Annotated in this window: 10 protein-coding genes; 5 read left to right on the plus strand and 5 right to left on the minus strand. The window is 32.3% G+C overall.

The features are described 5' to 3' along the window. Positions 1-34: 34 nt before the first annotated feature. The 3 genes from Q1B37_RS18145 to radC are packed head-to-tail and all read right to left on the minus strand — an operon-like array spanning position 35 to position 2,719. On the minus strand, positions 35-724 hold the full coding sequence (locus Q1B37_RS18145) for a YjjG family noncanonical pyrimidine nucleotidase (protein ID WP_299900921.1): 690 nt from the start codon (positions 722-724) through the stop codon (positions 35-37). Further along, positions 705-2,015: a polysaccharide deacetylase family protein gene (locus Q1B37_RS18150; RefSeq protein WP_299900923.1), complete on the minus strand. Its 1,311-nt coding sequence runs from the start codon at positions 2,013-2,015 to the stop codon at positions 705-707. Before Q1B37_RS18150 ends, Q1B37_RS18145 begins: the two co-directional genes overlap by 20 nt. 5 nt (positions 2,016-2,020) lie before the next feature. Then, on the minus strand, positions 2,021-2,719 hold the full coding sequence (gene radC / locus Q1B37_RS18155; RefSeq protein ID WP_299608433.1) for a DNA repair protein RadC: 699 nt from the start codon (positions 2,717-2,719) through the stop codon (positions 2,021-2,023). Between the two features lie 228 nt (positions 2,720-2,947). Here radC and Q1B37_RS18160 point away from each other — a divergent pair, with 228 nt between their 5' ends. The 4 genes from Q1B37_RS18160 (at position 2,948) to Q1B37_RS18175 (ending at position 6,172) form a co-directional block, all read left to right on the plus strand. Continuing rightward, positions 2,948-3,394 (plus strand): hypothetical protein, encoded by a 447-nt coding sequence (locus Q1B37_RS18160; protein WP_299608435.1) that lies wholly within the window; start codon positions 2,948-2,950, stop codon positions 3,392-3,394. Positions 3,395-3,516: 122 nt separating this feature from the next. Next, a complete protein-coding gene (locus Q1B37_RS18165) occupies positions 3,517-3,960 on the plus strand; it encodes a DUF1569 domain-containing protein (protein ID WP_299900926.1) in 444 nt (147 codons plus the stop codon). Between the two features lie 3 nt (positions 3,961-3,963). After that, entirely contained in the window at positions 3,964-4,563 is a 600-nt protein-coding gene (locus Q1B37_RS18170; protein WP_299900929.1) for an FMN-binding negative transcriptional regulator, read from the plus strand. A 244-nt stretch (positions 4,564-4,807) separates the two neighbouring features. After that, the gene (locus Q1B37_RS18175; protein ID WP_299900932.1) at positions 4,808-6,172 is read left to right on the plus strand and encodes a hypothetical protein; all 1,365 of its coding nucleotides are present in this window, start codon (positions 4,808-4,810) and stop codon (positions 6,170-6,172) included. 71 nt (positions 6,173-6,243) lie between these two features. Here the strand turns inward: Q1B37_RS18175 and Q1B37_RS18180 are convergent, their stop codons facing one another. Both Q1B37_RS18180 and Q1B37_RS18185 read right to left on the minus strand, forming a co-directional pair. Next, positions 6,244-7,596 (minus strand): Mur ligase family protein, encoded by a 1,353-nt coding sequence (locus tag Q1B37_RS18180; protein WP_299900935.1) that lies wholly within the window; start codon positions 7,594-7,596, stop codon positions 6,244-6,246. Between the two features lie 110 nt (positions 7,597-7,706). Next, positions 7,707-8,405, minus strand: coding sequence for a peptidoglycan-binding domain-containing protein (locus Q1B37_RS18185; protein ID WP_299900938.1), 699 nt, complete (start codon positions 8,403-8,405; stop codon positions 7,707-7,709). Between the two features lie 458 nt (positions 8,406-8,863). Here Q1B37_RS18185 and Q1B37_RS18190 point away from each other — a divergent pair, with 458 nt between their 5' ends. Next, positions 8,864-14,974, plus strand: coding sequence for an MG2 domain-containing protein (locus Q1B37_RS18190; protein WP_299900940.1), 6,111 nt, complete (start codon positions 8,864-8,866; stop codon positions 14,972-14,974). Positions 14,975-14,978 lie beyond the last annotated feature (4 nt).

Here is a 14,978-nt window from a genome sequence, read left to right on the forward strand (position 1 = left end):
TTAGTATCTAACGAAAATATACAAATATTTATTACTAAATGTAATTTTTTATTTCATTTAATGAAGAAACTTGCAATATATCCTGAGGTATTTGTTCCCGATGATAGTTGAAACATATTGACCTGATCCCCAAAGATTCTGCCCCTAAAATATCTGCTTCATAGTTATCTCCAATCATCAAACTATTATCAATATTCGCGCCAGAAATAGCTATCGCATGCTCAAATATAATTGGGTTTGGTTTTTTAACACCTACATCCTCACTATTCGTTACAGTCTTGAAATATTGTGCTATGTTAGAATTAGATAGCTTGGTGTTTTGCACCTCTCTAAAGCCATTTGTTATAATATGCAAATGATAGTTTGGTTTTAAATAGGTTAACAACTCCACAGCACCTTCTATCAAATAATTATTTAAAGGAAGAAAATTTATATAATCTTCAGACAACTGATCTATCACTTCAATTGAAAAAGATATACTAAAAGCATTAAAAGCTTTTATTAAACGCCCTCTGCGCAACTCTTGTTTCGTCACTTTTTCTTCTCTATACAACTTCCAATATTGTAAGTTGATAGGCTGATAAACACTCAAAAACTGATAAACATCTATTTCGATATTGAATTTATCAAACATCTTTTGAAATGCTAAAGTCGAATTTCTATCAAAATCCCAAAGAGTGTGATCAAGATCAAAAAATATGTGATCAATTTTTGTTAGTCTCATCCCTAGTCCAAATAAATTTAAAAATTGATTTCCAAAACGGTTGCTCATTAAGATCCCCTAATAAGCCATTACTAAAAACAGGAATAAATAATCCATTTACTTTTTCCACTTTTTCCAAGTAATCTATAATTTCTTGCCTAACAACATACTCGTTATCAGCATTCTCAAAACTTTTAGGAGTGATACAAAAAGAATAAATCACCAAAGGCGTTTGTACTTCGTAATCCAAGTCATAAAACAAAAAAGGTGTACAAGTCCCTGCCCTAAAACCAGCATGTCCGGGATACCCCATTGAATAGTCTTCTTGAATTTCTAATTCAATAAAGTTTCGATATGCTTCAGGAAGTTTTATTTTATAAAAAGAACATAATGAAGACTTTAATTGTCTATTCACAATATTCTCTATTCTCGTTTTTTCTTGCTTTAATATTTCTAAGTCGGCAATAGCATCATATGAAACCTTCAAACCAACATCTAAATAATCTGATACATGTTTAATAACTTTCTTATGTTCTGGATTACTATGGTTGATATTTTTTTCAAAATTCGTGTAATCCCCTAAGCCAAAAAACATGAGACATTTTCTATGTATATTTTTTTGCAAATCAATCACAAAATCAAAAGTATTGTACGGATCTTTTTTAATCCCCAATATTACTTTGACTCTATCAGTAACTTCATTAACTTTTAACTGCCATAGATCTCTAATACCTCCTCCTACAGATCTTAAAATTCCTTTTTGCCAATACGCAAAAGTCTGACTCACATAAATGATAGGTTGAATCTTAAACTCTTTTTCTTTAAATCTAATATCTGGATACTTTTCCTTTAGTATTTTTTTAAACTTTAGCGCCCAAATATCAACAACAGGCTCATGCAAAAAACCATTCTGATAAGCAATACTTTCTGTTGCGGCAAATCTTCCGAGTTCGTCTTTTACGTGAGGTAAATACTCTTCATATCTTGTCAACAAATAAAATGTTGCCGCGAATATATCAAATGGCAAAGCCGTACTTTGGTTTTTAACCGAAAAAAAACACTGAGTATCTTCCCAAGGCATTACTTGTATTTCTACTTCGTTGAAACCGTGCTCAAAAAGCAAATCCACGCTTTGAAAATAAAGCTCTTTTCCTAAAGGTTGTTTACCATAAGATAATTTTGGACCATCATGGGCAATAAAAGATTCAATTTTGGAAGTAAAATCAACTTCCAAACCCAAAACTCTTTTACAGATATGCTTAAAAGTGTATAATACTCTAGGTGTTATCTTGTAAACATGGATTAATAGCATAGTTATTATAGTATAGCTTGATCTGCGAAGCTAAAATAATCCTTTTCTGTAATTATTAAGTGATCCAATAGTTTAATATCTAAACTCATACCTGCTTGTTTCAATTTTTGTGTCAAGGCTTTATCGGATTCACTTGGCACTAAAGTTCCGCTAGGGTGATTATGTGTCAATATAATTGCTGTGGCATTAAATTCTAGCGCAGATCTAAACACAATTCTTGGATCTACCAAAGTGCTAGTCTTCCCTCCTACACTTATTTGCTTCTTTTGTAAAACCTTATTAGAATTATTAAGAAACAAAACCCAAAACTCTTCATGTTCCAAATCCCCTATAATTGGATTCATTATATGAAATACATCCATACTCGACCCTATTTTAGGTATCATCGGAACACTTTCTTCTTTTCTTCTTTTTCCTAACTCTAAACCTGCTACTATTGATATTGCTTTTGCTTCTCCAATTCCTTTAAAATCCATGAGCTGTTTTACTGAAAGTTTACTAAGAGCATTAATTTGATGATCCACACTTGCTAAAATTCTTTTGCTTAATGCTACGGCACTTTCTTCTTTATTCCCAGAACCTATTAAAATCGCTATTAACTCCGAATCACTTAAAGAATTCTTCCCTTTAACCAATAATTTTTCTCTTGGACGATCATTTTCATTCCATTTTCTAATCGAAAATGAAGCATTATTTTCAATCATATATTTTTTTTTAGAAGTATTATTCCCTAAATTTTTCGATACTTATATATAAACTAGTCCGCTCAAATACAATATATTATTCTATAATTTACAAAAATAAAAATTGTCTACCCTGTCGATATTCTAAGATTCTTTATACATATATTTGTTTGAAAATGAAAGTTTTACTATATTTGAACACCCATAATCTAAAAAAAGAGAATTTAACAACTTCAAATTAACCTATTTATGAAGAACATTATTACCTTCGCATTACTATTAGCTACCATTAGTTTTTATGGACAAGACAGGAAACGCATAAGCTTCTTAAATTTAGTAGGAAACCACATACAAGTACCAAGAGGATGTCAAGCGCAATCAGAATTTGAGTTGCAAGCATGTAATGGAACCTCTATTAAATGGGATTATTACAGTGACGATATGCTAACTGCAGTATTTGACGCTACTATCGATGCTTTTGGAGCAGATAACTCTTCTAAAACGGCTGTAACATTTACTTCCTTTGGATCTGAATTGAAAGGTTTTAAATTTAAATCTGGCACTACTTTCCAATATTTTTTAATGGGAAAAATTAAGGATCAGCCTCTGATGATAAATCTTGGAACACCTTCGGATATATCAGCAAACGGAGATTTGGAAGGAATTCTTAAACTGGTCTTCGAAAAGGTCGGATAATTAAATCATTTATTTTTACGATTAATCTTTAAAGTTATTTTAGCAATAGCTTAGGTTTTTTATGGATCATATTTAAAATAATTCTGTTATTTTTGGTGTGTATATCTTAAATATGCCAAAAGATGAAATCTCTTTTTGATGAACCCGTAAAAAATGAAATAGAAGGTAGAATTCAGAAATTATCTACAGAAAGCTCTCCAAATTGGGGCAAAATGGATATTTCTCAAATGTTATTTCATTGTCAGTTTCCTTTAAAAATTGCACTTAAAAAAGAGCATCCAACGGTAAAACCAAATTTATTGGCTAAGATATTCTTTAAAAAATCCTTGTATAACGACAAACCTTGGAAAAAAAATTTACCTACACATCCAAAATTAAAAGTTGTTGATAGTAAAGTTTTTGAAGAAGAAAAAAAGGTATTATTAAATTTAATTAGTGAATTCTCAGAAAAGAGAACTATTTCCGAATGGGATCCGCATCCTATGTTTGGACAGTTTACCAAAGATCAATGGGGAAAAATGCAATACAAGCATTTAGATCATCATTTACAACAATTTAACGTATAGTCTGTGTATCCACCAAAACATCATCAAGACTATAACGTAGAGAACATTAAAAGTGTAGCTAAAGCATATCCTTTTGCTACCTTAGTATCTGCCAAAGACAAAACACCATACATTACTCACGCACCATTAATTCTAAATGGAGACACTCTTGTCGGCCACATAGACGCTAATAATCCACATGTAGAATTATTGCAAAATGACTATCCAGTCACAGCTATTTTCCAAGGACCTCAAACCTATATTTCTCCAACGATTTATACTACCAAGCAATTACCCACCTGGAATTACATTATTTCACACGCAGCAGGTATCGTAAAGACGATCAAAGATCCAGAATTAATTAAAGAATCAATGGTAGTAATGACTGACTTTTTAGAAAATCCCAATGATGGTTTTAAACTATTAAAAGAAGACCCTAGGATGGACCGTTTGGTTCCGTATATTCATTGTTTTGAGATTGAAGTACAGCATTGGGAAGGTAAATTTAAATTAAGCCAAGATAAAATACCAGCCGACATAGAAAATGCAAAACAAGAATTGATCAAAAATAACCAAATCAGTATTGCGGATTTTGTTAATGATTTATTCCAAGAACATTTTTAAACATTTCTTCAGATGCGTTAGTCTTTAAGGTTTTAATTCCCATTCTATTGCGTTTCAATATGAATTCTATGAACTTAAAAATAGTATTAGATTAAAATATTACTTCTAACATATACTAAACCTCATTTATTAAAGTTCTAAACACTAAATTGATCTTAATTAATCCTTAAGACTTTTTAAAACATCAATAAGAGTTCCAAATCTACTTATATCAAAAGATCTCATAAAGAAAAGAACTGTAGCCATGACAAGAACTTTAAATGTTTCGTTGATCCTACTTATATCATTCATCGTTATAAATTGTTCGAATGATGATAAAGATTCCGTTTCCGATAACAATATGAATGTAGGTATGTTAGATAAAGTCAAAACTAACGGAGGAAGTAATAATGATAGTGCACAGGCAATTAAAGCTACTCAGGATGGAGGTTATATTGTTTTGGGATATACATTAAGTAATGACCAAGACATCACTGATAAGGAAGGAGAAGATGCTGACTTCTATCTATTAAAATACGATGGATTAAACGAATTGCAATGGAGCAAAACCTATGGAGGAACTGGTGACGACAGAGGTTATGATATAATAGAAAATCAAGACGGAAGTTTAGTAATATTAGGCTATAGCACAAGTAATGATGGAGATGCTACTAGTAATGAAGGCGATAAAGACTACTGGGTCCTTAAGTTATCTTCTACGGGAGTCATTATTTGGCAAAAATCCTTTGGCTATTCTGGTGAGGATTTTGGAACATCTCTAATTAAATCAAGTGAAGGTGGATATGTACTAGTTGGAGAATTAGATGTTGTGGGATCGAATGGTGAAGGTGACACAACGAAAACTACTAACAACAGACATGCAGGAGGCAATTATTGGGCAATTAAGATTACTGAAGATGGGAAGTTAGAATGGAGTAAACAATTTGGTGGTGGTTTTTCAGAAACTCCAAAAGATATAGTTCAAACGGATGATGGAGGTTATATTATTGTTGGCGAATCCGACAGTGATGATTTAGACATTACTAATAACAAAGGTTTTTATGATTTCTGGGTTATTAAAATCTCAAATACAGGAATTTTAGAATGGCAAAAGTCTTTTGGCGGAAGTAATATTGATAATGGATTTAGCATAACTAAAGCGAATGATGGGAATTATTTAATCGTTGGAGCTACTAAAAGCTCAGATATTGATGTTTCAGCTAACAAAGGTGTTACGGATATATGGTTAGTAAAAATTTCACCATCTGGAGATTTAATTTCTGAAAAAACTATTGGAGGTAGTAATTTTGATACAGCAGAAAAAATTATCAATACTACTGATGGAGGTTATTTAATTGCAGGATCATCACGAAGCGAAGATGGAGATGTGTCTGAAAATCAAGGGCAAATTGACGGTTGGATTATCAAACTAGATACTAATCAAGATATCGTTTGGCAAATTAGTACAGGAGGATCTCAGTTCGATTATATTTATGATGTGGCAGAATTAAGTAATGGTTCGATTATAGCTGTAGGAGACACCTTTAGTAATGATGGTACAATCACAGAAAATAAGGGACTTAGTGACATACTGACTATTACTATAAAACAATCATCAGAAAATCAGTAAACTTTTGTTTAAAAGACAAAAAAAGCATCACAAATACATGCGATGCTTTATAAATTATATTGAAAAGAAGATTATATCAACCCCTTTACCTCATCAAAATTCAATCCACCATAATTACCGCTACTCATAAGCAATAGTGCAGAATTTGCGAAATCTTTTTGATGAAGATACTCCTTAAACTCTTCAGGATTTGTATAGATTAATAAATCTTTCCTGTTAAATGCTGTAGCAATTTGTTCTTCGGATACTTCTTCTAACTGTTTAATTTTTACTGCATGAGGTGAATAAAAAACAACCGCCTGATCTGCTGCATCCAACGCTCCCTCGTATTCCTTCAAAAACTCTGCATTTAGACTGCTATATGTATGTAGCTCTAGACATGCTATTAGTTGTCTGTCTTGATATTGTTCTTTTACTGCTTTTGTAGTAGCATTTACTTTAGAAGGACTATGTGCAAAATCTTTATAGGCCACTGCAGTATTGCTCTCTGCTATTTTTTCTAGTCTTTTAGAAGCACCAGTAAATGATGCAATTGCTTCATAGAATTCATCCTCATCAATACCCATATGCTGACAAATCCACTTTGCTCCTGCCAAATTACTTAAGTTATGAGCCCCAAACACCTCTATAGGCATTTCACCTTCAGGTGTGTTTAATAAGGTTTCCCCATTTTCTACTCGGTAATCGGGTGTAGTATAAGGTATTTTCCTAATTTGATTTTCAGAATGCTCAACTACCTTAACCACCTCAGGATCTTCTTCATTATAGTTAATACTTCCGCCGCGTACGATACTATTTACAAAAATCCGAAACTGTTCTACGTAATTATCAAAAGTTGGGAACACATTAATATGATCCCATGCGATCCCACTTAGTAATGCAATATTTGGTTTGTATAAATGAAATTTTGGTCTTCTATCTATCGGAGAGGACAGATATTCATCACCCTCTAACACCATAAAATCATTCTCTTCCGTTAGATGAACCATCGTATCAAAACCTTCTAATTGAGCTCCCACCATATAGTCTACTTCTTTATCATGGTAGTGTAGAACATGTAAAATCATAGAAGTAATAGTAGTCTTACCATGAGAACCACCAATCACAACACGAGTTTTATTCTTAGACTGCTCGTACAAAAACTCTGGATAAGAATATATCTTCAATCCTAGTTCTTGGGCTTCCAGTAACTCTGGATTATCTTCTTTGGCGTGCATTCCTAAAATAATAGCATCAATTTCTTTAGTTATTTTTTCAGGAAACCAACCAAAAGTTTCAGGCAGTAAACCATGATTAGCTAATCGTGATTTTGAAGGTTCAAAAATCACATCATCACTTCCTGTAACTTTATATCCTTTTTGATGCAATGCCATAGCAAGGTTGTGCATAGCACTCCCTCCTATCGCAATAAAATGTACGCGCATAATAGTGTTCTTAATTCTAAAAAGTAAAGATACAACCTACTTTTAATTATTAAAGAAACTAACTTTAAAATAACGAGTAGATTGTATCAATTTCAGATTTTCCTGTAAAATTATTGCGTAGCCAATAAGGGTCTTGTAGCTTCTTCTGGTAATTTCAAAAGTTCGCGAAGTGTTAAAACATCCAATATTCCATCCGGAAATAATTCATGTTTGTATTCAAAATCTTTTAGCGCCGTTTCTGTTTCTATTTTAAAATTCCCATCAACGGCAATCGTATACCCACTGGCGACCAAGCGCTTTTGCATTTCATACACCCATGGACCTCGATCTCCCGTTTTTAATGTTTTTTGCAAAACTGTTTTTTGAAATAAATCGTAAAATGCTTCCTTGCTATTGTTCTCTGCTATATCTTCTTGTGATAATTGATTCTGCTCTAGCAATTTTATTTCATCATTAGATAATCCTTTAGATTTATACACTGTAGATTGCATAAGGATAGCTTCATAATATTTCACCTTTCCTAATTTCTTTTGATATTCGTTAATAGCATATCGAGTAGCTGAATTGTCTTTTTTCGGATTTCTAACGTCTATACGGTTTGTAGACCATTGTGAGATTATATATCCATTCAGCATTTCGATAGCTTCATAATAATTCATAACAACTTGCGGATCGTGATAAGAATTATCTACAGTATCTTTGGATACATAGGCTACATTCTTAGGGTGAAATCTTTGGTATTTATGATATTGATTATACCCCATTACCAGAGTGATAACGACTAACAAAAAAATAATAATGCCCTTCATAGTTGAAAATTTGGTTTATAGTAATTGAAATAAATTAGTGTCTTTTCTACCTGATCAAAGTTTTTTACGAAGTGGGGAAAAATTAAACCTGTAATCTTCTTAAAGATAATCATAAAATAAGAAATTACCGAAATCAACACTTATGTTTTGCAATTACCAAAAGATATCATTAGTAAAAATGAATCGATAATTAACCAACATAAACAAGTAGTACACCTTTAACATCCTTACTCATGAATTCATTATTTAATTTGTCATCGAACTCTAAAAACCAGTAGTTTACAAAATCCTAAAAACTCAATAAATTAAATAGTACACTAAACCACATAAGCTTTTCCCTAATTTATCGTTGCAATTATGTAGCTTTATAAAGTTATTTACTAGCAGTAAGTTTTTACATTATCATGAAATGGTATAAGACTTGCTCTGAGTTTTAATAAACACAAAAAATCAAACAGATGAAAGAACGAATCATTCTTGTTTTCATACTCGTTATAATAAACCTAAATTATTCAATGGCTCAAAACAATAATAACTACCAAGATGATTGGAAAAAAGTAGAAAGTTTTGATAAAGATGGACTACCTAAATCCGCATTAGAAATTGTAGAAGCTATTCACTCTAAAGCTAAAAAGGCTAATAATACAAATCAGATTACAAAAGCACTGATTTATAAAGCCAAATACCTTTTGGTTTTAGAAGAAAACGCACAATTAAATATTATTAAGGAGTTTAAAAAAGAAATTGCAAATAGCAAATTTCCTAGCAAAAATATATTAGAAAGTATTCTTGCTAATTTATATTGGCAATATTTTCAGCAACATAGATGGCTGTTTTATAACAGAACTAAAACTGCCGAAAAAGTAGATAAAGAAGATTTTAGAACTTGGGATTTAGAAACGTTGTTTGCAGAAATTCATTTCTATTATCAGAAATCCTTAGATAATGGCTTGCTAGCCCAACAAACAGATTTGACAAAGTTTGATGATATCTTAGAAAAATCGGGAGATTCTAAAATATACCGCCCTACTCTTTTTGATTTTTTATCTCATAATGCGTTGGCATTTTACAAGACCTCTGAAACAAGTATTACTAAACCAGCGTATGCTTTTGAAATTGATTCTCCAGACTATTTAAAAGACCACCAACAATTTTCTTTAATAAAACTAGAAACAAAAGATTCTTTATCATTACAATTTCATGCTTTAAAAATATATCAAAACCTTATCAATTTTCATAAAAGAGATAAGAAACCAGCTGCTTTGATCGAGGTAAATATCGAACGTCTAAAATTCGTGTATGAACATGCTATTTATAGCAACAAACAAGAACTACTGCTAACCACATTATTATCAGAAAAAGAAAAACACCAACAATTTCCTGCAGTTACCTTATACAATTATGAGATTGCCGATTTATATAAAACACAGGCAGCTACATACATCCCAAAAGAAAATGAAACACATCGCTGGACATTACAAAAAGCAATAGAAATATGTGATAATGCTATTTCTAAACATCCAAAATCCAGAGGAGCTAATAATTGTGCTTACCTAAAAGAACAAATTCTGGATCCAAACATTAATAGTATAACATTAGAAAGCTATATACCTATAAATAAGCCTTCCAAACTTCTAATCAATTACAAAAATCTAGATCAGGTGTATTTTAAGGTTTTAAAAATTAATAGAAGTGAATTAAAATTCTTTAACAAGCTTTACCAAAGCAAAGAAAAAATATCTTTTTTAAACAAGTTATCTACTATAACTTCATGGGATTCTAAGCTGATCGACGAAAAGGATTATCAGAATCATACTATAGAGATTAACGTTCCTGTATTGCCTCAAGGATCTTATATGATTGTTGGATCTACCTCTAAAGATCTTAGTGTTAATACGTCTTTCTCTTTTGGTAATCTTCAGGTAACTGACTTAACTCTTGTAGAAAGCAAAACGAACAAGGCTACAAAATTTCAGGTAATCGATAGAACAAATGGGACTCCCATTTCTAATGCTTCTATTCAACTTACTTCTGATAGAAGAAGAAACCAATTAAACAAAAAGCTTAGTACCAATGATAAAGGTGAAGCTTTTTTTACCCAAGAAGGATATTATTATAATGTATTAGCTACAGTTACCAAAGGAGAAGATACTGCTTATTTCAATGGTTTATACCTAAACCATTATGGTGGTGATTCTGAGCCTGACAATACTACGCGATATACTACATTCCTGTTCACAGATAGAAGTATTTACAGGCCAGGACAGACAGTTTATTTTAAAGGAATAATGATGTCTTCTGCCGGAAACGAAAAACATAAAGTTGTAGCAAACAGAGCCACTTTTGCAAAACTTATAGATATGAATGGACAAGAAGTAAAACTTCTTAATTTCACTACTAATGAGTACGGATCATTTGCAGGAGAGTTTATTTTACCTTCATCCGGATTAACAGGTAATTACACGATTCAAACGGATAGCTATAACAGTACGTATATATCGGTTGAGGAATATAAACGACCAAAGTTTGAAACAAAATTTAATCCTGTTACCGAAACCTACAAAGTAAATGACAGTATACATTTAACAGGAACCGCAACTGCATATGCAGGCAGTAATATTACCGACGCCAAAGTGGTATATCGTGTATATAGACAAGTGCAATATCCTCGTTGGTGTTATTGGTTCCCTTCATACGGATCCGAAGAACAAGAAATTACCCACGGAGAAACAAAAACAAATGATAATGGTGAATATAAAATAACTTTTGCAGCATTACCTGACAAAAGTGTTTCTAAAGAAAATCAACCTACTTTTACTTATAAAGTAACTGCGGATGTCACTGATATCAATGGAGAAACCAGAAGTACTACAACCTATGTAAATGTAGGATACCATGCATTGATAGCCTCTCTAAATATTAGTTCGGAAATTGATAAAACCAAAAAAGATCAAGTTTTATCTGTATCCACTAGAAATCTAAATGGAGAGCTTGTTGAAAATAGTGGAAACATTGCAATATTCAAATTACAAGCTCCAGAATGTCCGCTAAGAGTGCGCCCATGGAAAGCACCTGATTACAAAAGTAGCACCAAAGAAGAGTTTAAAAAACTATTCCCTCACGATGCTTTCCAGAATGAAGATGATTTTAGAAATTGGAAAAAAAGTAATTCGATTTTAGAAGCATCATACGATACTAAAGAAACGAAAGACAATACCAAAGGAACCGCAGAAATAGGACTTAAAAACTTAAAAAAATGGGAAACGGGTAAATATATCATAGAACTTAAAACCAAAGATAAGTTTGGACAAGAAGTAAAAGATATTACCTATATCAATGTATTCGATCAATCTGAAAAATCTATTGCAGACAATAAACTCTTCGAAATTACTACAGATAAGAATGCATACGCCATTGGAGATGATGTTTTATTAAAAATCAGTTCTGCTTCTGAAGATATCGTCATAACCTTAGATATCGAAAAAAACAAACAAGAAGTTGATACTAGAATTATCAGACTTTCTAACAATAGTAAAACGATTAAAATTCCAGTAAACAAAACTGATCTTGGAGGATTTGCTATTTCATACAGTTTTGCCAACTATAACGCGTATCAGAGTGGTACTATACCTATTACTGTACCTTATGAACCAACGCAGTTATCTATAGAAACTAAAACTTTCAGGGATAAACTACAACCTGGACAACAAGAAACCTGGAGTTTTACTATCAAAGGACCTAAAGGAGATAAAGTATCTGCAGAACTATTAGCAAGTATGTACGATGCATCTTTGGATCAATTTAAACCACACCAATGGTATTTCAACCCAATCAATAGACCAGTATTCTATTCGTATTCTCAGCGTAATGCTAATAAGAGTTTTACCAAAGGGAAATTCAATATCTACCCTCACAAACTCTGGAAAACTAGCTTTACCAGTCAATACTATGACCAGCTTAATTGGTTTGGGTTATATTTTGGAAACTCTTATAATTATAGGTTCGCTACTACTGGAGCTAAAGCAAGAAAAAGAAGTGAAATATTGGAACAAAGTGCTGCTGCTCCAATGGAAATGTCAAAATTAGCTGAAATATCTAACGTAGAAGAAAATGAAGAGATCGTTCAAACATTAAATGATTCCGTAGAATCAGGATATGAAGATTTCACAGAGGGTAAAAAAATAAAAGATAACAAAAAAGACCCTTCTTTAGAAGGAGTGAAAATCCGTAAAAATCTACAAGAAACAGCATTTTTCTTTCCTCAATTAACTACTGATAATGAAGGAAACATAAGTTTTAATTTTACGACTCCAGAAGCATTAACAAAATGGAAAGTACAATTATTAGCGCATACCAAAACATTAAACGCGGGAACGCAATTACTAGAAACGGTTACGCAAAAAGAATTAATGATCTTACCTAATCCACCAAGGTTTTTGCGAGAAGGAGATCAAATCATTCTGAGTTCTAAAGTATCTAATATTTCCACCAAAGATCTGAGTGGTATCATAGAACTGCAACTTACCGATGCACTCACTGGAAAATCAATAGATACAGACTTACAAAACAACAATATCCGACAGGAATTTGCTGTAAAAGCTACAGGAAACACTAATATTTCTTGGGAATTAAAAATTCCGGATAATGTACAAACAGTACAATACAAAATCATAGCAAAAGCAGGTGAATTTTCTGATGGAGAACAAAACGTATTACCCGTTCTATCCAATAAAATGATGGTTACAGAAACATTGCCAATGTGGATTCGATCTGATCAGACCAAGACATTTACGTTAGATAAGTTAAAGGATAACACTTCTAACACCTTAAAGAATCATAAGCTTACGTTAGAAATGACTTCTAATCCAGCTTGGTATGCAGTGCAAGCATTACCTTATTTAATGGAATACCCTTATGAATGTGCAGAACAAACATTTTCTAGATATTATGCAAACTCTTTGGCTAGTCATATTGCCAATTCTAATCCTAGAATTCAGGAAGTCTTTAATCAATGGAAAAACACAGATGCTTTAGAAAGTAACTTAGAAAAGAACCAAGAGTTAAAATCATTAATCATCCAAGAGACGCCTTGGCTACGCGATGCGCAGAGCGAAAGTGAACAAAAGAAACGCATAGCTTTACTTTTTGATCTTAATAAAATGAATAATGAGCTGCAACGCGCTATTAATAAACTACAACAAATGCAATATGGATCTGGTGCTTTTCCATGGTTTAAAGAAGGAAGAGAAAACAGATTCATCACACAACATATTGCTTCAGGGTTTGGGCATCTTAAAAAACTTGGCGTTACGCAATACGACAGTAAAACCAAAGGAATGATGCAAAAAGCAGTTCGCTATCTAGACCAAGAGTTTGTAGATGAATATGAAGAACTAAAAAGATATTGTAAAAAACATAATGTTGATATCAATAAAGATCATTTGAGTTACACCCAAATGCATTATCTCTATATGCGTAGTTTCTTTTCTGATATCAAAAGAAATAGAAACACCAATGAAGCTTGGGAGTATTACCTAGGGCAGTCAAAAAAATATTGGTTAAAAAGAGGTTTATATGCTCAAGGACTATTAGCGCTGATCTTGCATAGAAATAATGACTCCACCACCGCTACAAAAATCATCAGATCTCTAGATGAAAAAAGTATTACTAATGAAGAATTAGGAATGTACTGGAAATCTAATGTAGGTAGTTGGTACTGGTACCAAGCACCCATCGAAACACAAGCATTGATGATCGAAGTCTTTTCTGAAATTGAGCAAGAACCTAAAAAAACAGAAATTGTAGACAACCTAAAGATTTGGTTATTAAAAAATAAACAGACTAATCAATGGAAAACTACAAAAGCCACTACCGAAGCTGTATATGCCCTACTGCTACAAGGTAGTGACTGGTTATCTGTAACTGATATGGTAGAAATCGTACTTGGGAATCAAAAGATTGATCCTAGTAAGATCGAAGATGTAAAAGTAGAAGCTGGAACAGGATATTTTAAAACCTCCTGGAATGGTAATGAAATCCAAAAGGATATGGCTACTGCCAAAATTACCAAAAAAGGAAAAGGAATCGCTTGGGGAGCTTTGTACTGGCAATACTTCGAAAACCTTGACAAAATAACCTCAGCAGAAACTCCGTTAAAACTTAAGAAAAAACTGTTCTTAAAGAAAAATACGGATCGCGGAGAAGAGATTACAGAGATTACCGAAAAAACTAAACTACAACTTGGTGACTTAGTAAGAGTACGTATTGAATTACGATCTGATCGCGCTATGGAATTTGTACATATGAAAGATATGCGTGCTTCTGGATTAGAGCCAATAAATGTACTATCACAATACAAATATCAAGATGGACTAGGATATTATGAAAGCACGAAAGATGCATCTACTAATTTCTTCTTTGACTATTTACCAAAAGGAGTCTATGTATTTGAATATGATCTTCGTGTGAACAATAAAGGTAATTTCTCCAATGGAATTACCACTATTCAGAGTATGTATGCACCAGAATTTAGTAGTCATTCAGAAGGTGTTCGAGTTCAAATAGATTAATATT

The organism is uncultured Aquimarina sp. (assembly GCF_947492965.1).
Taxonomy (GTDB): Bacteria; Bacteroidota; Bacteroidia; order Flavobacteriales; family Flavobacteriaceae; genus Aquimarina.